The sequence below is a fragment of the Bacillus cereus group sp. MYBK108-1 genome (assembly GCF_051917185.1).
GTDB lineage: Bacteria > Bacillota > Bacilli > Bacillales > Bacillaceae_G > Bacillus_A > Bacillus_A cereus.
Genome location: NZ_JBQAHZ010000010.1, coordinates 87,816 through 109,810 on the forward strand (window position 1 = coordinate 87,816; position 21,995 = coordinate 109,810).

Below are 21,995 nucleotides of genomic sequence, written 5' to 3' on the forward strand. Positions count from 1 at the left end.
TTTTTAATAAAGTGAAACTCCTAATTATTCTCCAAGCACCTTCTCAATCTCAACCTCTAAATCTACCGGCTTCGTCTGCGGAGCAAAACGCCCTACTACTTTCCCGTCTTTTCCGATTAAAAACTTCGTAAAATTCCATTTCACTGCTTTCATACCAAGTAAACCTGGTGCTTGTTCTGTCATGTATGTATATAGAGGGTGAGCCTTATCACCTTTCACATCAACCTTTGCAAACATCGGGAAGTTTACACCGTAGTTTAATTCACAAAAACTAGTAATGTCCGCTTCTGTACCTGGTTCTTGTCCCCCGAATTGGTTACAAGGAAATCCGAGTATTTCGAGTCCTTGGTCTTTATATTTATCATACACCTCTTGTAATCCTTTATATTGTGGTGTGAAACCACATTTGCTAGCTACATTGACAATAAGAAGTGCTTTTCCTTTGTAATCTTTTAACGATTTTTCTTCACCTGTAATTGTTTTAGCTGAAAAATCATAAACTGTCATTGTCTTTGCCCCTCTCTTCACTATCATTCTATGTTTATACTATACTACATTCGTGAATATACAGCTCTTATTACGTACTTATAAGTTGTAATGATAGCGCTTTATTTCTGTTCGAAAATTCGACACAAACTACTAGACTTTTATGATGGAAAGTTTTACAATTGAAATGTGAACAAAATGTGACAGTTTATATTCCATTATAAAAGAAAAGGATGGTGTTCATTATGAAAACTGCACAACATGAAACGATTTCAAATCGCGAGTTTTATTTCGTACTATATATGATGTTATTGTATGTTACTGGCTGGGTAATCGATGTAAATGGTTTATTCTTAAGCTCCTACTTTAATTTAGCAGGAGAGATTATGCTTCCATTAGTAGGCGGGATTGTTGGACTGTTCATTATGTCTATTAATAAACAACAAACGAAATAATAATATTACAAAAAGGCAGAAGACGAGCTTCGTTTTCTGCCTTTTTTCTATTTTAGCGTATAATAGAAACATGCAGTATATAAGGAGTGGTAACTATGAAAAAAGTAGAGCAATTATCTTCTCACCTATATCTTATTGATGATTTCGATTTACAGCATAATGAACGAACAGGTACCTACGTTTTATTAGGTGACGATATTACTTTAATTGAAACTTGTGCAGCCCCTTCTCTTCCGTATATTTTAGACGGCTTACAACAATTACATATTGATTTAAACGATGTTAAAAACATTATCGTTACACATGTGCATTTAGATCACGCTGGCGCAGCTGGTTTAATGATGGAAAAGTGCCCAAATGCTACGTTATATGTGCATTCTCGTGGTGCTCGTCATATGATTGATCCAACAAAACTTATTTTAGGTGCAAAAGCTGTCTACAAAGAAGATTTCGATAAACTCTTTGATCCAATTCTTCCAATTGAAGAAGAACGTGTTCATATTGTACAACATGGTGATACGTTAAAAATTGCAAAAGACCGCACCCTTACATTTTATGATACACCAGGACATGCGAAGCACCATATTAGCATTCATGATTCATTAACAAACGGGATTTTTACTGGCGATACAATTGGAATTTATTATAGAGAACTCGCAGACGTTGATGTAGAGTTATATCTACCATCAACGTCCCCTTCACAATTCCAACCAGATGCGATGATTACTTCTAAAAATCACATTCAAAGTATGAATGTAGATACTATTTATTTCGGTCATTACGGCGCATCCTCTCATGTTACAGAAGTATATAATCAACTGGAATATTGGCTACCTATTTTCGTTCAGACTGGTAAGGAAGTCTTTGAAAAGTATAATGATTTCGATGAAGCGACTAAAGCTTTACAAACTTTGTTAATGGATAAAATCTCTTCTCATCTTACAAAGTTAAACGTTCCATCAGATCATTCCGTTTATAATATTTTACATTTAGATATAGAAATTAGCGCAATGGGCATTATTGATTATTTCACGAAGCAAGAAAAAGCAAACTCCACTATTAACTAACAGTAAAAGAAGAGATATACAACAGTAGTTATTGTATATCTCTTCTTTTTTTGAATATATTTTGAGTAAAGGATGGTGGAATATAATGCAAAAATTGATGCTATACCTCTGCTTCACATTATTTATCGTCTTATTATTATTTGTAGGAGTAAAAATTCAATTTTATTTAGATACAGATGCACAAGTGAACTTTAACGTTTATCCAAGATTATTCTACTTTACACTCTTCCCTCTTATAGTTGGCATTTTATTACGATTCCTTCAATCTATTAATCGCGAAACGAGTAAACAAAACTGGAGCTTTCAAACGGATAAATTTATTGCTATTACGTTGCCTACGCTATTCATTTCCTTTTCTCCAGCTCTACTCTTTTCACCAGTTGGTTCGTACTTACCTTATTTAGCTAATATTATTCTTATAAATACAACTTTTGTTACGATTATTAGTTTAATAGCTGGTTATTCCCTTTTAGATTGTTTTATACAAAAGGATCATGCAACGATGAAAAAATATAATTGAATACTTTATTTTCTTTCAATAAAAAAAGCTCGAAGCTAAAGCTTTGAGCTTTTTACTTATCGCACCTTTTCATTTACATACTCCATAAACTGCTCTGCTTTAATAAATCTTTCTTTGTACGCCTCAGGTACTTCTTCTACTGTTATCCCTCCACTCGATTTCGTTTTTACTAACACAGTTTGATGTGACATTAATGCCTCCATATATTGTTCATACTCTTCAGGAGTTAGTACTTCTTTACTAGATTTATGGCCATTTAATTTATCAAAATACGGATGAAGCTCCATTACTACCTTTTTCAATTCCTCTTTTTTAGCTGATGATAATTGATCATAATCTATATTACCGTTCGAATCTCCGTACGCAAGCTTTGCATTAGTTAATTTTTTCAGTTCTTTTGTAAACTCTTCATATTCCTTCGCACCCATTTCATCTTTCGCTTCTGATAATTTTGCATTAAAACGCATATACGTTTCTAATGTCATTGCTCCGGCATGTTTTTTTAAATTCTCAAAAGATCCATATATACCATCCGCCATAATAGATTGGTACGCAAAACCTGTCGTCGGGATTAAAAGAGCTGCTGCAAGTACTCCTGCGATAAGGCGTTTCTTCCTCTTACTCCCGCCGTGCTTCATTTTTATTTGCACGATTACTTTTTCTTTTAAATCCGGCGGGGCAACAATACCCTTTGCTTCTTCTTGTATAGATTCCCTAACTCTACAATCTAAACTCATTTCACATTCCCTACCTCTCCTAAAAAAATTTCTTCTACTTGCTCTTTTTGACGTAGTTTCTTTAATGCCGCATGAATTCTAGATTTCACTGTACCGATTGGAATATGTAATATTTGTGCTACTTCTTCTTGTGAATAATCGTGTAAGTATCTTAAGATAATAACTTGTTTCAATTTATACGGTAATTTATGAATGAGTTCGATTAGTTTTTGGTTTGATATTTTACTTACAACATCGTTAGAAAAATCAATTTGCACTGGCTTTCTTTGCTCTTCTGCTTTTTTTATAATTCGTAGTCGCATCCACCTCTTTCTTCTATAAGAATGAATTTGTTTAATCGCAAGCCCAATTAGCCAAGGGCGAAATGGCTTCTCGCTATCATATTTACGAAGCGATTCATATAGCTGTATGTATACTTCTTGAACGACATCATCTACATCCGTTTTATCTTCAATTAAAAAATGTGCTGTTTTATATACTTCTTGAATCGTTACATCATACAATTCGCTTTACGCTTCTTTATTGCCTGATAAAGTTAATTGGATTAAATTTGTATACACTGTTCCATCCTTCACATACCATCCCTCCTTTGTCCTACACTATATATTGGCAAGTAATTCATATTTCGTTCGATTTTTTTAAAGTTTTTTTATATAAATTAATATTATGATTCATTGAGTTCATAAGCTTCACTTATAACCACACATAACTATTATATAATTTTCCAATTTCTGATAAAGATTTAAAATAATTTATATAGTCAAATTTAGGAGGACATATAATGAAAGCTATCGTTGTAACGTCGTTCGGTGGTCCTGAAGTGATGAAATATACAGATTTTGATATACCGGCTATTTCAGAAGATCAAGTTTTAATTCGCGTAGTTGCTACTAGTGTAAATTTCGCTGATATTAAATCACGTTATGGCAAAAAAGGAAATAAAGCACTACCTTTTATTCCAGGTATAGATGCCACTGGTATTGTAGAACGTGTCGGTTCTCATGTGAAAAATATTCACCCTGGACAACGTGTCATTGCTTTTACTCAAAATGGATCTTACGCAGAATACGTTGTTGCAAATGAAAATCTTACTTTCGTATTACCCCATGAAGTTGACTTTCAAGCTGCAGCCGCTTGTCCAATCGTATCCTTTACAAGCTATAATTTACTCGCAAATGTTGCAAGAATTCAAAAAGGTGAATCTGTACTCATTCATGCAGCTGCTGGCGGGATTGGTACTACCGCAATTCAACTTGCAAAACTATTAGGGGCTAGAACAGTTATCGGTACTATCGGAAGTGAAACGAAAAGAAAAATCGCTTTAGATGCTGGAGCTGATTATGTAATTTGTCATTAAACTGAAGATTTTGTAGAGAAAGTCAATGAGCTGACAAACGGAGAAGGAGTGAATATTATTTTGGACTCTATTTCTGGAACTGTTTCTGAAAGAAGTTTAAACTGCCTTGCTTTTTACGGTCGCCTCGTTCATTTCGGTAATGCTAGCGGTGAAATTGGTAACTTTCAAACGAAAGATTTACATGCAAGTTGCCGCTCTATACTCGGTTTTAGCTTTGGAACCACACGAAAAAAGCGTCCTGAACTGCTCCAAGAAACTGCAAATGAAGTTTTCCGTTATTTGCGTGACGGACGTTTACAAATTAAGGCTACGAAATCTTTTCCACTTCAAGATGCAGGGAAAGCACATGAATGGGTCGAAAGTAGAAAAAGTACAGGGAAAGTAATACTAACTGTTCAGTCCTCTTCCTGAAATGAATACTGGAAACAGAGGTGGCATTCATGGGATCACGAATTATGCATGTTATTATCGCTAACGGTATTGCTGAGAAACTATCTATTCACGATAAGACTTCTTTCTTACTTGGAGCTGTAGCCCCTGATGCTGTTCATTCAAAAAAAGAAAAAGGAACCTCACATTTTTATGCCGGTACAACGAAGAACTATACGAGAAGAATAGATTATGATTCATTTTTTCATAAATATGAATCACATATAGATTCCCCATTTATTTTAGGCTATTATACCCACCTCATTGCCGATGATAATTGGCTAAGTGGATTTTTTCTACCTTGGCTAAAAAATAGAATAGAGAATGACGAAACTATCGCACCCCTGTACTATAACGATTTTAAATTGTTAAATGCAAAGTTGCTTCATCATTACGATCAAGAACAACAGCTTTTCTCTCTTCTCAATCAAGAGGCTCACATTGTGGATATTGAAGAGGTTTCTAAAGAAAACGTTTTAGCTTTTCGAAAGTATCTTTTTGAAGATATGTTGTATCCAAAGCAACATTTGCATGAAGACTTACAGGTATTTACGTTTGACCAAATCGTTGGCTATATTGAGACAGCGATTGAAAAAGGAGTATTTTTTATTAAACAACTCTCTAATGAAAAATCCACTTCGAAAATTTAATCCCCCTCAAATATATTTGAGGGGGATTTTCACATAGCAATATTATTATTGGTTCTTCTCCATAACCGCAAAATAATTCCCTTCGCTATCAGCAAAGTTAAACACTTTACCAGAAGGCATAGTTACCATTTCTCCAACAGTAACATTTTTGTTTGTTAAATCTGTATATAATTGATCAAGATTTTCTGAGAAGAACATTAAGGACGGTGTACCAAGATTCAATTCTGGGCTCATTTTAGAAATAACTTCTTTATTATGTAATATAATGCTCGTTTCTGCACCGCTTTTCGGAGCGATTTCAATCCATCTCATTCCTTGTTTGTTATCTTCCTCTGCTACTACATGAAACCCTACCTTTTCCGTCCAAAAATTTACTGCCTCATCTTGATTATTTACATATAACATAATTTGTCCTACTTTATGGATCATTACATTTCCCCCTAATGGTTTTTATATTCTATGTAGCTTTCTACAAATACTATCGTTATTCCTTTTGAGTTGGTATGTACTTCTTTGCAAAATTTATCGACTGACTCATCCCATCCAGTTCATCAAAATAATCATTTCTTTCAATCATGTTATATCCGTCGAATCCAATTTTATCTAATACTTTGAAGAATATATCGAAATCTACTTCACCATTCCCTGCTGCGACTTCAATATACTTACTTGAACTATCGCTTTTCACCTTTGTACAATCTTTAATATGAGTTTGTACTATATAATCTTTTAGTAGTAACAAACCTTCTCCCGGATTTTCATTTACATCACTTATTAAATTTGCTGGGTCAAAGTTAACAGCTAGTCCTTTCGAGTTTGCAGTTTCTAAAAATCGTTTTAATACTATTGCTTTTTCAGATCCCGTCTCAATGGCGAAGAATCCTCCAAATCTGAACGCTAAGTCCCCTATTTCATTACAAACACGTAGCATTTTATCATAGTAGGCACTTTTTTCATCATCTGGAACTTTTCCAATATGAGCTGTTATGATCTTTGTCCCAAGCCCCAAACCTCTGTCAGTAATATATTTAAACTGATCTATTGCACTCTCAGCTTCTATTCCCATAATTCCATTTTCTCCAAAACTAATTGCTAATGATGGAATCTTTATTCCATTAAAAGATAAGCTTTTCTTTAAAGCATTCCATTCTACCATTGAGATATTAGCTAAGTTAAAGTTTTTATTCATAGCATATAATTGAATATATTCTAAATCCCATTCCCTTGCTTTTTGTATTCCTTCGTTTACTTCAATATGTTTCGTATTTAAAAACATTCCTAATTTCCTATCCATATGTGTACCTTCTTTTTATTATTTCGTGTCAGTTTAATATTCGACTTTTTTTATATTATTTCCTCGTATAAACCAAATAAATAAACTACCCTTTTTTCGATACTCCCAGTAGAAGCATATATATGATAGGCACATTAAAAACACTAATACAATTCCCATTATCGCTTGTTTACAAACAAAAAAGACGTAACTACAAATAGTTACGCCTTCCCTATCATTTATCTAGGCTTTTTCTTCCCAGTAAATGCTGGTTTCTTTTTCTTTGGTGCTTTCGGTTTCGTTTCTACAAATGATCCCTTGAACATTTCTTGCTTCGTAAATACGATGCCTAGTTTTTTCGCAAATTGTAGTAATTTACGCTCTTCTTGTGGTGTTACAAGAGACACGACAGTTCCTTCTTTACCCATACGTCCAGTACGTCCTGAGCGGTGAATATATTGGTCTACTGTGTCTGGTAACTCTAAATGAATTACGTGTGTTAAATCGTCAATATCGATACCGCGTGCTGCAATATCAGTAGCAAGTAGAATTTCTAATTTCCCTCCGCGGAAAGCACGCATTGTCGCTTCACGCTCTTGTTTACTTGCTTCTGCATGAAGAGCTGCTGCTTTCATTTTACGGAATTTCAATTTCTCAGTAATTTCATCTAAACGGAATGGGTCGTTTAAGAACGCAACTGCTTTTACATCGCCCATATGCATAATTCTTCTTACGTAATCATTTTTTTCGCGTCGCTCACAAATGATATACGTATGCTCAACTAAGCTTTTTGATTCTGCACGTGTTACACGTACTAATTGTGGTTCCACTGCTAAATCACGTGCCGCATCTTCTGCCGCTTTTGTCATTGTCGCCGAGAAGAATACTAATTGACGATCGCGCATCGTTGATTTAATTACATCTTGCACTGCGCCCATCATTTTTTGCTTTACAATTTGATCAAACTCATCAAATACAATTGTTTTTACTTCATGCATTTTTAGCTTTTTCATACGAATTAATTCTAAAATACGGCCTGGTGAACCGACAATTACTCTTGGGTGTTTCTTTAATTTTTCAACTTGGCGCTTAATATCTGCACCACCAATTAAAGATGCACCTGAAATTTCAGTTCCTGCTGTAAACTTTTGAACCTCTTCATGAATTTGCATTACAAGTTCACGTGTTGGCGCTAAAACAACAACTTGTGGCTGTTTTACTTCAGGATTAATTTTATGTAAAAGTGGTAATAAGTACGCTAATGTTTTTCCTGTTCCAGTTGGAGATTCAGCTATAACGTCTTGTCCTTCTAAAATAGTTGGAATCGCTTGTTTTTGAATTTCAGTTAACTCTTTAAAACCAGCCTTCTCCCAAGCTTGTTGTAAAAATGGTTGCATATCTTTTATCATTTGTTTTTCTCCTTTATCTCTATTTTTGAAGAAAATGCTGTATTGTTCGCACCGTTTCTATCATGTGTGAAATAACAGCTATTAAATCATCAACATGGTCTTCTGTAATCGCTTTTTGAAATAGAACCTCTACCTTATTATGATATGAAATCGCTTGCTTATTATATTCGTATGAAACTTTCTGCATAATCATTCTTTCTTTTCCCCATATAGAACGCATTAATGTTTCAATTTCTTCACATTTTACTTCTGGTTGTTCTAACGGGAATGAAAATGCTAGCTTCATCTCACAACCTGGTGTAAACTGAGGCACTTCTAGTATTTCACCAGACAAGTTCTTTGCATCCACAGATAATGAAAATGTTGCTTCTACTAATGGTTCAAACGGTTCTGTTAATTGAAATGAGATATGATATATACGACTTAATGAAGCAAGATCCATCATATCTTTTCGATCTGTTACAAGAATATCTCCATGTAGATCAAAATCATACACAGCACCTTCTACGATTACTTTTAAATTGTCAAAAGCAGTTGGATCAAACATAATTTCCTCCAAAAAACAGGCGCCTTTCGATGGAAAGGCGCCACTTGATGTATATATAGTTTACAGATAAACGAGATGAATTACAACCTTTTAGAATAAACCTACTGCTTTTCCATCTTCATTTACATCCATTTGAAGTGCTGCTGGCTGTTTTGGAAGACCTGGCATTGTTAACATTGTACCTGTTAACGCAACGATAAAGCCTGCACCGATAGATGGTTTTAACTCACGAATTGTAACGATAAAGTCAGATGGACGACCTAATTTTGTTGCATCGTCAGAAAGAGAGTATTGTGTTTTCGCCATACAAACTGGTAGATTACTCCAACCTTCTCCTTCATATTGAGCTAATTGCTTACGTGCTTTCGGAGCAAATTCAATATCTTTTGCGCCATATACTTTTTGAGCAATTGTACGAATTTTTTCTTCTAATGGTAATTCTAATTCATAAAGTGGTGCGTAGTTGTTTTCACCTTTTTCGATTTCTTTTAGTACTTTTTCAGCAAGGTCAACTCCGCCTTGGCCACCTTTCTCCCAAACTTCTGTTAAGGATACTGCATAGCCACGCTCATTACACCACTCTTGTAAGTATGTAACTTCTGCATCTGTATCTGTAATGAATTTATTAATTGCAATTACGAAAGGCACACCGAAGCTTTGAATTGTTTCAACATGCTTCTGTAAGTTTTCCATACCTTTTGCTAATGCATCTACATTTTCTTCTTTTAATTGATCTTTTGCAACGCCGCCATGCATTTTAAGCGCACGAATCGTCGCAACAATAACAACTGCTTCTGGTTTAATGCCAGCTGCACGAGCTTTAATATCTAAAAACTTCTCAGCGCCTAAATCAGCACCGAATCCAGCTTCTGTAATAACATAATCACCTAATTTTGCTGCCATTGTCGTAGCGATAACACTGTTACAACCGTGAGCAATATTCGCAAATGGTCCGCCATGAATAATAGCTGGTGTATTTTCTAACGTTTGTACTAAGTTCGGTTTTAATGCGTCTTTTAATAATAGTGTCAAAGCACCTTCTACACCTAAGTCTTTAACCGTTACAGGTTGATTTGCAAAGTTATAAGCAACTACGATGCGAGATAGACGCGCTTTTAAGTCTTGAATATCTGTTGCAAGGCAGAACACGGCCATAATTTCAGATGCTACTGTAATGTCAAAACCGTCTTCACGTGGTACACCTTGTACAGGTCCACCAAGACCAATTACTACGTTACGAAGGGCACGATCATTTAAGTCAACACAGCGTTTCCAAACGATTTTACGTGTATCAATTCCAAGTGTGTTTCCTTGTTGGATATGATTATCAATAAACGCTGCTAATGCGTTATTGGCAGTTGTGATCGCATGGATATCTCCAGTAAAGTGAAGGTTAATGTCTTCCATTGGTACGACTTGTGAAAAACCGCCACCTGCTGCTCCGCCTTTTAATCCCATCGTTGGTCCAAGAGATGGTTCACGAAGTGCAATTACTGTTTTCTTACCAATTTTGTTAAAAGCTTGACCTAAACCAACTGTTACTGTTGATTTACCTTCTCCAGCTGGAGTTGGGTTAATTGCTGTTACTAAAACAACTTTACCGTCTTTCTCATCTTGTAAGCGCTTAAAAATATCAAGAGATAACTTACCTTTATAATGACCGTATGGCTCTAATTCATCTTCTAAAATATTTAAATCAGCTGCAATTTCTTGAATCTTCTTCATACTCGCTTCTTGTGCGATTTCAATATCGGATTTCACTGTTGTAGTAGTTGTCATATACCCTAGTCCCCCTTTAATTGGTTCTGATGATATTGTATCAGTTTTTTGTATTTTCTGCACTTATTTACCTCCTAAAAATTCTTTCATTTCTTTATACGTTTTTTAACATAAATACCCATAAGAATGTTAACGATTGTTGCAACTCTGTAGGTAGTTGACCTAACATCTTCTCATTTACTCCGCGCTTATATACGCCGATGCCATCTACAACTTCAAAACCTTGTTCTTTCGCTAACTGTTCAAATTCCCAAGGCATCATTGTATTACAAACAACGTCTTTTCCGTACAAGCGAGGATAACTGTTCTCTCGTGGCTTTGCTGTCGGTCCTAAAATTGCAATACATGCATATCCATCTTTCTTTAACACACGCTTTATTTCATTTAATGCTCGTAATGGCTCTTCCGTCCATTCTAAAGAATTAATTGCCATAATTGATTCAAATTGCTCATTTTCAAATGGTAATGCAGAAAGATCTCCTTTTATAAAAGATAAATTTGGTCCTTCTCCGCGCTCCTTACCTTTTTGAATCATCACTTCCGATAAATCTACTCCCACTGCTTTATAGCCTGCGCGACTTAATTTATATGTACCGTACCCATCACCACAACCAACATCGAGCACTTGTGCTTCTTTCTTCACGTATTGTTCAAAAAACGGAATAATTGTACTCCTACTCCCGCTATCCCACATTTCCTGACTATTTTTATTCCAAAACTCTGCGCTACTATCCCATTTCTTCTCTGCTGATTCATGCCAATTAAATGTTGTCATACATTCCCCTACCTTCACGTATTATCACTCATTTCATTCTACATCATTTTCCAAAATTCCTGTTTTATCTTCATAAGGAGATATACATGCTAATGAAGGAATCTTTATTCTCCAATTTTTGCTTTACTTGGGTTTAACTCATACTCATGTTCTTCTCTTTATGAAAGATACTATAGGTACACCCAATTGAAAGAGAGGGATGTACATGCGAAGAAAGAGAAATCATCATTTTAAAAGTGGTGAAAAAAACGAAGAGTATGCAGCTGAAATATCACCAGCTGGCATTCCAATTAGACATAAGCGTAAAGAAATTGCAAATGAGATAGAAGGTACAAATACCGGTGCAATGGTAGGCTATGTCGCTTTATTTCTTTCGTTATTCTCCATTGCTTTTTATCCAGTTACGCTCGGCTCCCTAGCAATTTTAGTTGGCCTATTAGCTGTCAATTTCGGAGCAAGAACACTTGGATATACAGCAATTGGTTTTGGTAGTTTTTCTGTTTTATTCACTTTATTTTATCCGCTTGCTTTGTCAGCGTTTTAAAAAAACACACCAAGTTATGCTTGGTGTGTTCATTCATGATACAACATAATATGGCCGCATCCACAACAATGTTTCGCTGTAATTTCTTGAAACACTGGATAATTTTCTTCATCTCGATGCTCAATAAATACTTTTTCAAATCGGTACATGTTTGGTGCATATGCCCAATCTTGTTTCGTACGTGCATATAACGTTGAGGAAAAAAACTCCTCACCACCACAAACAATACATGTGTTCTTCATCAATACCCCTCCTATGCTTGTCTTACTTCATCTATATGAACATAAGCATAAAAAAAAGACCTTCTATTACTAGAAAGTCTTCTCTGAAACAAAAAGAAATGTACCAAACATTCCTACTCCGCTATATTCTTTTGAAACACCAGCTTCTGTTTTAAATGTTTGCTTTACAGTCATAAAGAATACACCATTTCGTGCATCTGTACTTTCAAATTGTAGTTTTTCTTTTTTACCATCTACATTTTGCGTGCATTCAAAACTACTCTCATTACAATTCAACGCATACTTATCCTGTACATACACTTTAAAATCTGATTCTTTCGGACAAGTTATAAGTAATATTGCCACGAGAATAATACTTATAATACCCACAATTGTATAATATTTCTTCATTTGTACTCCTTTCAAATGACAAGAAAACTTGACTTCATACGCCAAGTTTTCTTAGTCAACAACCCATTGCCACTCTTGTTCTTTCTTATCAAAAATGAGCCAACCTGTTTCTGTTGCTTCCTCTTTCAATTCATCGATATTATCTAACACCTCATCCGTACTTTCATACGAACCAACTACATATACCGGAATTTCAAGACCTCTTCTTGACTCAATCTTCCCTGCTAAATCTATGTAAAGACCATCTTCCATTAGTGGAATAAGTCCCATAATCAATTCTTTTGAAATCGCTGGGAAAATTTTTGATTTTTGGAAGAAAGAAAAACGTTTCTTACCGAAAGCACCGAGTTTATACGGAATGACTTTACTTAACATTCCTACAAAATCAGCAATTCTACGATAATACACTTTGTTGTACCATCCGTCATCATGTGAAAAATAAACAAATCTATTTTTCAACAGCGGAAAGAATGTTCTTGCAAGTGGTTCTTTTTTGTGAGCCAAATATAATAATTCTGCAATTTCTTTCGGCTCTAATTCATCTAAATCGCTTGCATCATCAAAATCTACCCAACAAAATTCATCAAATTCATCAATCTCTGCTTGAATTAACTTATGTATATTTTCTTCCTCAACATATTCAAATAAAGTATGATAATGAAAATCCGTCCATTCAAAGTTGTGCTTCAAAAGCAACACTTGATGAAGCGGTGAAGGGATGTTACTCGCAAACTCTTTAAACGTAATTCCTGATGTAATAAAACAATGACCTCGACGATTACCATTAATATATATCATATTCTTTACTTGGTCAGATCCTCCAGACAAAGCACCTAGCCACCTTCGTTTTATATGTTTCAATTCTATAGCATATTTTAACATGAAAAATTTTAGAAACATAGAAAAAACTTCAAAAACTATTTACAATTTCATGTGTTTTATTACATAGTGATTACAAGAAAAAACGCCTGCTCATAAGCAGGCGTTTTTAAAGGATTTCATCAGGGTTTTGAGGATGATGATTTCCCTCTTTCTTTTCTTCTTTTTGGAACATCGATTGAATTTTATCAATTGTTTGTGGAGCTAATTCAATCATTTTTTCTGCTAAATGTGTCGCATTTTGTAGATGAAGAATATTTACTCCGTCTTTATTCACCACAAGAAATGCTACTGGTGTAATCGAAACACCACCCGCGCTACCGCCACCAAATGCAGGGTTACCGTTCGCTCTTTGTCCATCATTCGTTTGGAAATCAGAACCTCCTGCTCCAAAACCGAACGCTACTTTAGAAACCGTTAACACCACACCACCGTCAGCCGTTTGAACAGGCTCTCCAACAATCGTATTTACATCGACCATTTCTTTTAAATTTTCCATTGCTGCTTTCATTAACCCTTGAATTGGATGATCCACCGTTCATAACCTCCTTTGTCATATCTTTCCTAGTTTTTCCGAAAGTTTGTGAACTAAACATAAAATTTAATATTGATTTCAAAAAACTTAAGTTGTAATATTTAGAAAAATAAAAAAAGAGGTCGATTCGTTATGATGCGAAAATTAACAAAGAAAGATCATGAACAAGTATTAGCTTATCTAAAAGAAGAAGAAGCCCTTAACTTGTTTATTATTGGAGATATTGAAGCTTTCGGTTATGACACAGATTTTCAAGAATTATGGGGAGTATTTAAAGAGAATGGAACATTAAAATCAATTCTACTCCGATTCCACGATTCATTTATACCCTATAGTAAAGAAGAATTTATTACCACTGATTATGAGGCACTTCTTTCCGCATATAAGCCACTTAAACTCTCTGGTAAGTCAACTATCGTAGAACAATTTGAAACTGCTTCAAATATAGAACTAGGTACTAAAAATGAAATGTATTTTTGCGAATGTCTAAATGACAACAACTTACCTAGCACACCAATTCATGAAACAATTAAACTTGCCTCACTCGATGATATAGAACGAATTATGAAATTACGAAGTGACATCGCTGAATTTCCGACTACCAATGAATCAGAGAAAATATTAAGGCAGGCTATCGAAACAAATACAGGACGCACATACTATATTGAAAAAGATGGCGTGATTATCGCATCCGCCTCTACTTCCGCTGAAAATTCATTATCCGCTATGGTAGTTGGTGTATGTACACACCCGAATTATCGCGGAAATGGCTACGCTTCACTCATATTACAAAAAATGATCCAAGACTTTACGAAAGAAGGCCGAACACTTTGTTTATTTTATAACAATCCAGCTGCTGGACGAATTTATAAACGACTAGGATTTAAAGACATTGGAATGTGGACGATGTATCGATAATAAGAAGTACTCTATAAGAGGAAATAGTTGTAACTTAGCAATAAAAGCAAATTACAAAATAACTCACACCGTTATTATGAAGATGGAGAAACTACTTGTAAAGCCGTGCCCCTAACTAAAACATGTCATGTATTCAAGCTAAATTTAGACAGATAAACGCTCCAGTTGCATCTACTCCAGCAACTGGGGCTACATATTTATACTCAATTTCTTTCCACTACAAATAGAAATATTTATGAAACATTTATCACACTTATGTCGCTATTATCTTTCCGTACAAATGCCCTTCTAAATATTACTGCGTCTCATTATACTGTGCTTTAAAATCAATATATTCCTGTTTCGCATCCTGATTATTACCTTGGTGACTATCAAAAGATGTATGTATTTGTGATATATATTCTACTAACTTACCTTCATCATTTCGCTTCTTATAATTTATTACAATACTTACTTCCAATATCTGCTTTGAACCATTTTTAGAATCAATATGCAATGCGATTGATCCACCATCATATTCATCATATTGTATTTTCAACTTATCATTAACAATACTCTGAAACTCTGATTCATTTAGTTTATATCCAACTGTACTAGGTTGATCAAACTTTTTTATATCATCTCCGGGCTTCATCTTTAGTTTCCCTATTCCTTTTAAACGATCAACAATTAAGTTTACGTATGAAACATCCAGATTTGAATCCGGACTTTGTACCTGTCCATTTTTATACATAATATTGGTACGATAAACACCTTCTTCTTTATTATCTTTGCTGTCTACTGCTGAAGTAACCTCTTGTGTTGTATTTCCATATAAACTTTTATCTTTCGTATTATATATCCCTTCCGAAGTTTGATAGATTGTTTTTCTATGCTCTCCATCTTCTTTTTGTTCATATGTACTATATATACCTCTTTGTTCTACAAAAGCATACCCATCATCACTCGCAGACATAGCCATCTTCATATCACCTTCATCCAAAGCTTTGACAAATGGCTCATACTCTATCTTCGTCTCCCCAAAACCACATCCACTTAATAAACTTGATACTATTAACAGAACTATCATCATCCTAGCTTTCTTCTTTAACTTCATACTGACACCCCGTTGATTTCTCTAGGCATTTTTAGGTTCATTACATTCCCATTTTGATAGTAATATAGTTCACCTTTACTTACCGGTATTTATTAACTCATACAGATTATATTGAAGATACTTTAATTTTTAATAGCATCGATTTTTATACAATCCTTAATTGTTTATATATTCCGTTCGAATTTTCAGAAACCAAAACTTATTTTATTTCTTTGGCTTGCTTTTTTCCTTTTCTTCATAAAGCTTTAGTCTTTTCTGACGTTCCTTTTCGTGCTCCTCCCACGAAATATAAAATGACGGAAACTTAAATCTACAATAGACTAATAATTGGAACTCTGCTGCACCTATGGCTACCGCGTACATTATTAGAGTCCCTCCCGCATACAATCCTAAAATATTTAGTGTATAATCATTATGCACATAAATTAAAATGAGAAGAGTTAACACATAAATTAGAGCACACTTAATTGCAATCCTCTTTGTTTTACTAAAAAATGAAGAGGATTCTTCTCCCGTATTAAATGCCCCTTTACTTGCCTGTCTAAAAGTATCAATAGTCGCTAAAATATGTAATATGACTGCACCTAAAAATAATAACCCAACATACATTAATGTAATTTGATCAATTGAATAATTTGACATTCCCGGGATTATCAACATTGTAAATGTAATAGTACCTAGCTGAAACGCATATAACAGTACCACAAGTGTTTGTAGTTTCTGAAATTTAAATGGCATCTTAGGAAACAGATAAATAATTAAAAAAATTACTTGAAGACTATAAAGCACTAACTCAAGGCTAACAATTATTTTATCAAAGAGAGTCGGGTAATAACTCCAACCAAACCTTATTAACCCTCCAATAAGAAAAAACATTATTAATGAAATAAAAAACATCGTTCCAAACATAAACCCTGTAGCCCACTCGGGGCTTAAGCGATTCTTGCAAGTACTTTTAAATTCATTTAAATCTTCTTCTTTTATATTCCACATATAATTACACCATCTTTTCTAAAATCATGTAATAACTCTATTTTTGTAGACAAACTGAAAGTAAATAAATGTTTTTAGTATTTCATATTAAACTAGCCTTTTTTACTTTTTTTAACAAACACAAAATACAGCGATAGCATTAGTATTAAGCCTATTCCACAAACCAATACACCTCCATATTCTTTCTGGTATAAAAAAATAAACATAGTAACAATATAGCTCGGTATTGACAAAATAATGAGCCACTTCCCCAGAAACTCTGCTATTTTATATAGAATTAAAAAGATAAACATAATCCCCACAATAATAGGTGCTATTACACTTTCAAATAAACCTTTTTCTTTTTTTACAGCTTTAGAATCTTTATTCAAGATATTACATTCCTCCCTTTACTAGTTAATTTATGAATAATGTATTCATTCTATCTTCAATGTAAGTTTACGAGTATCATTTATAACTTTCATTTCAGTTTTTGTTTCGCTTTTGTTCTTTCTCTCTTATTCTTTTTCTATTTGCTATAAATTCTTGGTGTTCCTTTTCATGTTGTTTCCACGTAATATTAAATGATGGAAATTTAAAGCGACAATACACCAATAGGACGAATTCTGCTGATACTACAGCGAATATATATAATATTATTGTTTGTACAACATAAATTGCCATTTGGCTAAATGTATAATTAAGATTTAAAAAAATTAATATAAGTAGAACCATTACACCAATTGTCATTCCAATCGATAAATATAATTTTGCGTTAGTAAAAAATGAGACGGCTGGTCCTTCCGATTTATATCCTCCATGTTTTGCCTTTTTAAAAACATCAATTGTAGTTACAATGTGAGTACAAAGCGCCCCTAACATTATTAAACCAATATAAACTAACGTTTTATTATTACTTGGAAAATCAAACATTCCTTCAACCATCATAACAATAAATGGTAATGTTGCTAATTGAAAAGAATAAAATAAAGTCACGATGGCTTGGAGTTTCTGTAATTTAAAAGCAACCTTTGAAGACATGAAAATTATTAAAAAAATCAACTCCAAAATGTATAACTTTACCTCAGATCGTACCAAAAATATTTCAAATGGTGTTAAAGAAATCTTATCACCGTTCAGCAAAACACCTAAAAACACGATGAACATTGGTATAGAAGTATATGCAAAAACTCCTACATAAAAGATTCTTATATAATCCGGACTTAATCGGTTTTTATTTGCAATTTTTAATAAACCTAAATCTTCTTCCTTTATTTTAAGCATCCATCTTTCCTCATTTCGACGCAAAACTTATTTCTTTATTTTGTTTGCTTCTTTTCCTTCTCTTCATACATCTTTAGTCTTTTCTGACGTTCTCTTTCATGTTCCTCCCACGAAATATAAAATGACGGAAACTTAAATCTACAATAGACTAATAATTGGAACTCTGCTGCGCCTATGGCTATCGCGTACATGATGAATGTAAATATAAAGTAACCAAACATTATGCTCAATGAGTAATTATTTTGTATATAAATTAAAACGAGAAGAATTAGTACATAAATTACCACACCAAACATTACATTTTTCTTTTCCTTATTAAAAAATGAAGTAGATCTTTCTCCCATACTAAACGCACCTTTACTTGCTTGTTTAAAAGTATCAAATGTTGTTACACCATGAACAAGTATTGCTCCTAATACTAGTAAACCTACATAAATAAGCGTAATAAAATTAATAGAATAATTACTCATCCCTGGAAGAACAAACGCCGTAAGACCTATAGTACCTAACTGAAACGCATATAATAATATCACCAATGTCTGGAGCTTTTGAAATTTAAAACGTACCTTAGGGATCAGATATATAACAAAAAAGATTACTTGTAGGCTATATAACAACAATTCCATTCTGACCATTACTGTGTCAAAAAGAGTCGGATAGTAATCCCAGCCAAATCTAATTAATGCTCCAAAAATAAAAAGCATCAATAACGAACTATAAAGCATTCCACCAAACATAAACAACATAGCTCCTTCAGGGCTTAAACGATGTCTACATGTAATTCTAAATTCATCTAGATCTTCTTCTTTTATGTTCCACATTTGTTAGCTTCACCTTTCCCCGAACTATAGTATATTACCAAAATAAAGATTCAATTTTCTTAGTCACTGATTTTATGCCTTTTTATTTTCATCGCCACTCTTAACTATCTCTTTTGTTGTACTGCGCCTTGTATTTTAAATATTCCTGTCTCGCATCTTGGTTATTATCCTGTTTTCTATTAAAATACGTTATTATTTGGAACATATTTTCTATTAATTTTCCATCCTCATTCTTTTCTTTAAAATCTATATCTATCCTCATTTGCAAAATTTGTTTTGGATTTTTTGAGGCATCCAGGTGCAATACGATTGTTGCTCCATCAAATTCATCGTATTGTATCTTTAATTTATTATTAATAATATCTTTAAATTCAGATTCAGTTAGTCGATATCCGACTGAATTAGGCTGATCAAACTTTTTTATATCATTCTCGGGCTTCATCTTTAGTTTCCCTATCCCATTTAAACGATCTACAATTAAGTTTACGTATGAAACATCTAGATTTGAATCCGAACTTTTCACCTGTCCATTTTCATACTTAACATGAGTACTATAAATAGTTTCTTTTTTATAATTTTCATTTGTCCTTTTCCCCTTGTCTTTTTCTATATCAGTCGCAACTGTTTGTATCGCCTCTCCATATAAACTTTTATCTTTTGTATTATATACACCTTCCGTAGTTTGACGAATTGTCTTACTGTGCTCTCCATCTTCTTTTTGCTCAAACGTACTATAAATACCTCTTTGAGTCACATAAGCATATCCATCATCACTCGCAGACATTACCGTACTCATGTCCTCTTCATCCAATGCCTTTACTAATCTCTCATACTCTATTTTTGTTTCCCCGAAACTGCATGCGCTTAGTAAAAACGTTACAGTCATTACAATAACTATTTTTTTAACTAACCTTTTACTCATACCATAACTACACCTTTCCCCTTATTTTATACATTACTTGCTATTTGAATATTGTTTTTCATACTTCTCATATCGGGTTTTAGAAGCTTTATCGTTATCTTCTTTACTATTTAAATAGATTGCTATTTTTTGATCATGCCTTATTAATCGGCCTTCTTTATTCTTTTTTTCATATCCCATTGTGATGCTTATTGTAGTGAATTCCATTGGATTTTCTTTTGAATCTTTCGCCGAACTAAACTCCATTAATAATATTGCTTCATCAAATTTATCGTAGTCCACCTTTAACTTATTATTAATTATTTCTTGAAATTCCGATTCAGTTAAGTAATATGTTACCTTGGATGACTCACTAAATCTTTTTTTATCTTTTTTGGTTCTTAAACTATCTATTCCCTTTAATCTATTAAATATAAATCGAACATTCGAAACATCCAAATTTTGATCTGGACTTTTTAATTGATTATCTTCATATTTAATACTAGTTCTATATACAATCTCTTCTTTTTTTTGCTCACTATTTAATGAACTAGCAATTTCTTGCAAAGTTGTTCCATAGAACTTTTTTTCTTTGACATTATATACTCCTCCTGTTGTTTGATATACAACACTAATGCGATTATCATTTTCCGCCCAAAACGTGCTATCCCTAACCTCTTCTTTCACATAAGCATACCCATCATCACTCGCAGACATAGCCGTCTTCATATCACCTTCATCCAATGCCTTTACTAATCTCTCATACTCTATCTTCGTCTCCCCAAAACCACATCCACTTAATAAATTTGCTATTATTGACAGAACTATCATCATCTTGGCTTTCTTCTTTAACTTCATACTGACACCCCGTTGATTTCCCTAAGCATTTTTTTAAGTTCATTATGTTCCTTTTTAAAAAGTAATACATTTCACCCTTATTTACTTTTCGTTTTGGATTTTGTATTTTGTTTTCGAATTCTCCCACGCATTCTCTCATTCTCTTCCCACGTAATATTAAATGATTTAAATTTGAATCTACAGTACACCAATAACTGGAATTCCGCTGCACCAACGGCTACTGTGTACAGTAAAACAGTACCTATTACATATCCAATAAAAGTATCAATCGCATAATCATTATGAAAATAAATCAAAATAAGTAGGATTAATGCGTATATTGAAGTTACTTTCATCATAGTTCCTTTTGTTTTACTAAAAAAGGAAGCGGATCTTTCATTCATACTAAATGTACCTTCACTTGCCTGTTTAAACGTATCAATCGTTGTCACAATATGAACAATCACTGCTCCTATAAATAAGAAGCCTACATATACTAATGTAATTCCGTCGATTGTATAATCAGACATTCCAGGAAGAATCAGAGCTGTGAATAATATTGTACCTAATTGAAATGCATATAATAACACGACAATCGTTTGTAATTTTTGAAATTTAAATCGAGCTTTTGGAAATGAATATAGAATTAAAAAAATTATTTGTAAGCTATATAGCACAAGTTCAATTTTAACAATTGTTTTTTCGAATAAAGTAGTATAGTAATCCCAACCAAAGGTTACTAAAGTACCAATAAGAAAAAACATCATAACTGAAACGTACACTATTGTTCCTATCATAAAACCTAAAGTACCCTCAGGACTTAAACGGCTGCTACATATTACTCGAAATCCATCTAAATCTTCTTCTTTTATGTTCCACATTCAGTTTTTCACCTTCTATACAGTTTAAATAATTTCCAGGCACTAAAATCCCATTACATTCCTAACTTTTTAAGTACATTCATCTTTGTGTAACTAAATTTAGATAATCTTTTATGTATATCATCACTACATTAATTACCGTACATAATCAGAATGCTTTTGATAGTTCAAATAGCCTTCTTTCTCCTCAAAAGCTCTAAATATTCTTCTC

Annotated in this window: 27 protein-coding genes and 1 pseudogene; 7 read left to right on the plus strand and 21 right to left on the minus strand. The window is 33.5% G+C overall.

Annotated elements, in window-relative coordinates:
• Positions 1-24: 24 nt before the first annotated feature.
• Entirely contained in the window at positions 25-507 is a 483-nt protein-coding gene (bsaA, locus tag ACTFSL_RS15900) for a glutathione peroxidase (protein ID WP_000219440.1), read from the minus strand.
• A 224-nt stretch (positions 508-731) separates the two neighbouring features.
• Between bsaA and ACTFSL_RS15905 the strand changes: the two genes are divergently transcribed.
• The 3 genes from ACTFSL_RS15905 to ACTFSL_RS15915 all read left to right on the plus strand — a co-directional run bounded on the left by ACTFSL_RS15905 (position 732) and on the right by ACTFSL_RS15915 (position 2,528).
• Complete coding sequence (locus tag ACTFSL_RS15905) at positions 732-941, plus strand: DUF3925 domain-containing protein (RefSeq protein ID WP_000844984.1); 210 nt, start codon at positions 732-734, stop codon at positions 939-941.
• Between the two features lie 95 nt (positions 942-1,036).
• Positions 1,037-2,008: an MBL fold metallo-hydrolase gene (locus tag ACTFSL_RS15910; RefSeq protein WP_416810142.1), complete on the plus strand. Its 972-nt coding sequence runs from the start codon at positions 1,037-1,039 to the stop codon at positions 2,006-2,008.
• A gap of 85 nt (positions 2,009-2,093) precedes the next feature.
• Positions 2,094-2,528 carry a hypothetical protein gene (locus ACTFSL_RS15915; RefSeq protein WP_119683241.1) on the plus strand — a complete coding sequence of 145 codons (435 nt, stop codon included), beginning with the start codon at positions 2,094-2,096 and terminating at the stop codon, positions 2,526-2,528.
• Between the two features lie 56 nt (positions 2,529-2,584).
• Here the strand turns inward: ACTFSL_RS15915 and ACTFSL_RS15920 are convergent, their stop codons facing one another.
• A complete protein-coding gene (locus ACTFSL_RS15920) occupies positions 2,585-3,265 on the minus strand; it encodes a DUF3600 domain-containing protein (protein ID WP_440042027.1) in 681 nt (226 codons plus the stop codon).
• Positions 3,262-3,768 carry a sigma-70 family RNA polymerase sigma factor gene (locus ACTFSL_RS15925; protein WP_440042028.1) on the minus strand — a complete coding sequence of 169 codons (507 nt, stop codon included), beginning with the start codon at positions 3,766-3,768 and terminating at the stop codon, positions 3,262-3,264. The genes ACTFSL_RS15920 and ACTFSL_RS15925 overlap by 4 nt, the downstream gene beginning before the upstream one ends.
• A 278-nt stretch (positions 3,769-4,046) precedes the next feature.
• Between ACTFSL_RS15925 and ACTFSL_RS15930 the strand changes: the two are divergent.
• Both ACTFSL_RS15930 and ACTFSL_RS15935 read left to right on the plus strand, forming a co-directional pair.
• A pseudogene (locus ACTFSL_RS15930) lies at positions 4,047-5,033 on the plus strand (quinone oxidoreductase family protein).
• 29 nt (positions 5,034-5,062) lie between these two features.
• Positions 5,063-5,701 (plus strand): zinc dependent phospholipase C family protein, encoded by a 639-nt coding sequence (locus tag ACTFSL_RS15935; protein WP_033695483.1) that lies wholly within the window; start codon positions 5,063-5,065, stop codon positions 5,699-5,701.
• A 45-nt stretch (positions 5,702-5,746) separates the two neighbouring features.
• Here the strand turns inward: ACTFSL_RS15935 and ACTFSL_RS15940 are convergent, their stop codons facing one another.
• The 6 genes from ACTFSL_RS15940 to ACTFSL_RS15965 all read right to left on the minus strand — a co-directional run bounded on the left by ACTFSL_RS15940 (position 5,747) and on the right by ACTFSL_RS15965 (position 11,484).
• Positions 5,747-6,130, minus strand: a complete 384-nt coding sequence (locus tag ACTFSL_RS15940) for a VOC family protein (protein ID WP_000581467.1) — start codon at positions 6,128-6,130, stop codon at positions 5,747-5,749.
• 55 nt (positions 6,131-6,185) lie between these two features.
• A complete protein-coding gene (locus tag ACTFSL_RS15945; RefSeq protein WP_440042029.1) occupies positions 6,186-6,995 on the minus strand; it encodes a sugar phosphate isomerase/epimerase family protein in 810 nt (269 codons plus the stop codon).
• Positions 6,996-7,213: 218 nt separating this feature from the next.
• Complete coding sequence (locus tag ACTFSL_RS15950; protein ID WP_000588613.1) at positions 7,214-8,383, minus strand: DEAD/DEAH box helicase; 1,170 nt, start codon at positions 8,381-8,383, stop codon at positions 7,214-7,216.
• A 19-nt stretch (positions 8,384-8,402) separates the two neighbouring features.
• Complete coding sequence (locus ACTFSL_RS15955; protein WP_000460219.1) at positions 8,403-8,930, minus strand: hypothetical protein; 528 nt, start codon at positions 8,928-8,930, stop codon at positions 8,403-8,405.
• A 90-nt stretch (positions 8,931-9,020) separates the two neighbouring features.
• Entirely contained in the window at positions 9,021-10,709 is a 1,689-nt protein-coding gene (locus ACTFSL_RS15960) for a formate--tetrahydrofolate ligase (protein WP_014482011.1), read from the minus strand.
• Between the two features lie 94 nt (positions 10,710-10,803).
• A complete protein-coding gene (locus ACTFSL_RS15965; RefSeq protein ID WP_440042031.1) occupies positions 10,804-11,484 on the minus strand; it encodes a class I SAM-dependent methyltransferase in 681 nt (226 codons plus the stop codon).
• Positions 11,485-11,689: 205 nt separating this feature from the next.
• Between ACTFSL_RS15965 and ACTFSL_RS15970 the strand changes: the two genes are divergently transcribed.
• The gene (locus tag ACTFSL_RS15970; protein WP_001253200.1) at positions 11,690-12,028 is read left to right on the plus strand and encodes a hypothetical protein; all 339 of its coding nucleotides are present in this window, start codon (positions 11,690-11,692) and stop codon (positions 12,026-12,028) included.
• 29 nt (positions 12,029-12,057) lie between these two features.
• On the opposite strand, the gene ACTFSL_RS15975 is transcribed toward ACTFSL_RS15970, so the two are convergent.
• The 4 genes from ACTFSL_RS15975 to ytfJ all read right to left on the minus strand — a co-directional run bounded on the left by ACTFSL_RS15975 (position 12,058) and on the right by ytfJ (position 14,074).
• On the minus strand, positions 12,058-12,270 hold the full coding sequence (locus tag ACTFSL_RS15975; RefSeq protein WP_000798747.1) for a hypothetical protein: 213 nt from the start codon (positions 12,268-12,270) through the stop codon (positions 12,058-12,060).
• Positions 12,271-12,339: 69 nt separating this feature from the next.
• Positions 12,340-12,660, minus strand: coding sequence for a hypothetical protein (locus ACTFSL_RS15980; protein WP_000761174.1), 321 nt, complete (start codon positions 12,658-12,660; stop codon positions 12,340-12,342).
• 51 nt (positions 12,661-12,711) lie between these two features.
• Complete coding sequence (locus tag ACTFSL_RS15985; protein ID WP_000014087.1) at positions 12,712-13,488, minus strand: oxalate:formate antiporter; 777 nt, start codon at positions 13,486-13,488, stop codon at positions 12,712-12,714.
• 160 nt (positions 13,489-13,648) lie between these two features.
• Entirely contained in the window at positions 13,649-14,074 is a 426-nt protein-coding gene (ytfJ, locus tag ACTFSL_RS15990) for a GerW family sporulation protein (protein WP_000349991.1), read from the minus strand.
• A 132-nt stretch (positions 14,075-14,206) separates the two neighbouring features.
• Between ytfJ and ACTFSL_RS15995 the strand changes: the two genes are divergently transcribed.
• Positions 14,207-14,992 (plus strand): GNAT family N-acetyltransferase, encoded by a 786-nt coding sequence (locus tag ACTFSL_RS15995; protein ID WP_440042032.1) that lies wholly within the window; start codon positions 14,207-14,209, stop codon positions 14,990-14,992.
• A 295-nt stretch (positions 14,993-15,287) separates the two neighbouring features.
• Here the strand turns inward: ACTFSL_RS15995 and ACTFSL_RS16000 are convergent, their stop codons facing one another.
• The 8 genes from ACTFSL_RS16000 to ACTFSL_RS16035 all read right to left on the minus strand — a co-directional run bounded on the left by ACTFSL_RS16000 (position 15,288) and on the right by ACTFSL_RS16035 (position 21,784).
• Positions 15,288-16,088 carry a DUF3952 domain-containing protein gene (locus ACTFSL_RS16000; protein ID WP_440042034.1) on the minus strand — a complete coding sequence of 267 codons (801 nt, stop codon included), beginning with the start codon at positions 16,086-16,088 and terminating at the stop codon, positions 15,288-15,290.
• 204 nt (positions 16,089-16,292) lie between these two features.
• A complete protein-coding gene (locus ACTFSL_RS16005) occupies positions 16,293-17,081 on the minus strand; it encodes a hypothetical protein (protein WP_440042035.1) in 789 nt (262 codons plus the stop codon).
• A gap of 92 nt (positions 17,082-17,173) precedes the next feature.
• Complete coding sequence (locus ACTFSL_RS16010; protein ID WP_001990239.1) at positions 17,174-17,452, minus strand: hypothetical protein; 279 nt, start codon at positions 17,450-17,452, stop codon at positions 17,174-17,176.
• 94 nt (positions 17,453-17,546) lie between these two features.
• Positions 17,547-18,344, minus strand: coding sequence for a hypothetical protein (locus ACTFSL_RS16015; protein ID WP_119683234.1), 798 nt, complete (start codon positions 18,342-18,344; stop codon positions 17,547-17,549).
• A 35-nt stretch (positions 18,345-18,379) separates the two neighbouring features.
• Positions 18,380-19,165: a hypothetical protein gene (locus tag ACTFSL_RS16020; RefSeq protein ID WP_119683233.1), complete on the minus strand. Its 786-nt coding sequence runs from the start codon at positions 19,163-19,165 to the stop codon at positions 18,380-18,382.
• 100 nt (positions 19,166-19,265) lie between these two features.
• On the minus strand, positions 19,266-20,087 hold the full coding sequence (locus ACTFSL_RS16025; RefSeq protein ID WP_029442153.1) for a DUF3952 domain-containing protein: 822 nt from the start codon (positions 20,085-20,087) through the stop codon (positions 19,266-19,268).
• 33 nt (positions 20,088-20,120) lie between these two features.
• On the minus strand, positions 20,121-20,924 hold the full coding sequence (locus tag ACTFSL_RS16030) for a DUF3952 domain-containing protein (protein ID WP_119683232.1): 804 nt from the start codon (positions 20,922-20,924) through the stop codon (positions 20,121-20,123).
• A gap of 77 nt (positions 20,925-21,001) precedes the next feature.
• Complete coding sequence (locus ACTFSL_RS16035; RefSeq protein WP_440042037.1) at positions 21,002-21,784, minus strand: hypothetical protein; 783 nt, start codon at positions 21,782-21,784, stop codon at positions 21,002-21,004.
• Positions 21,785-21,995 lie beyond the last annotated feature (211 nt).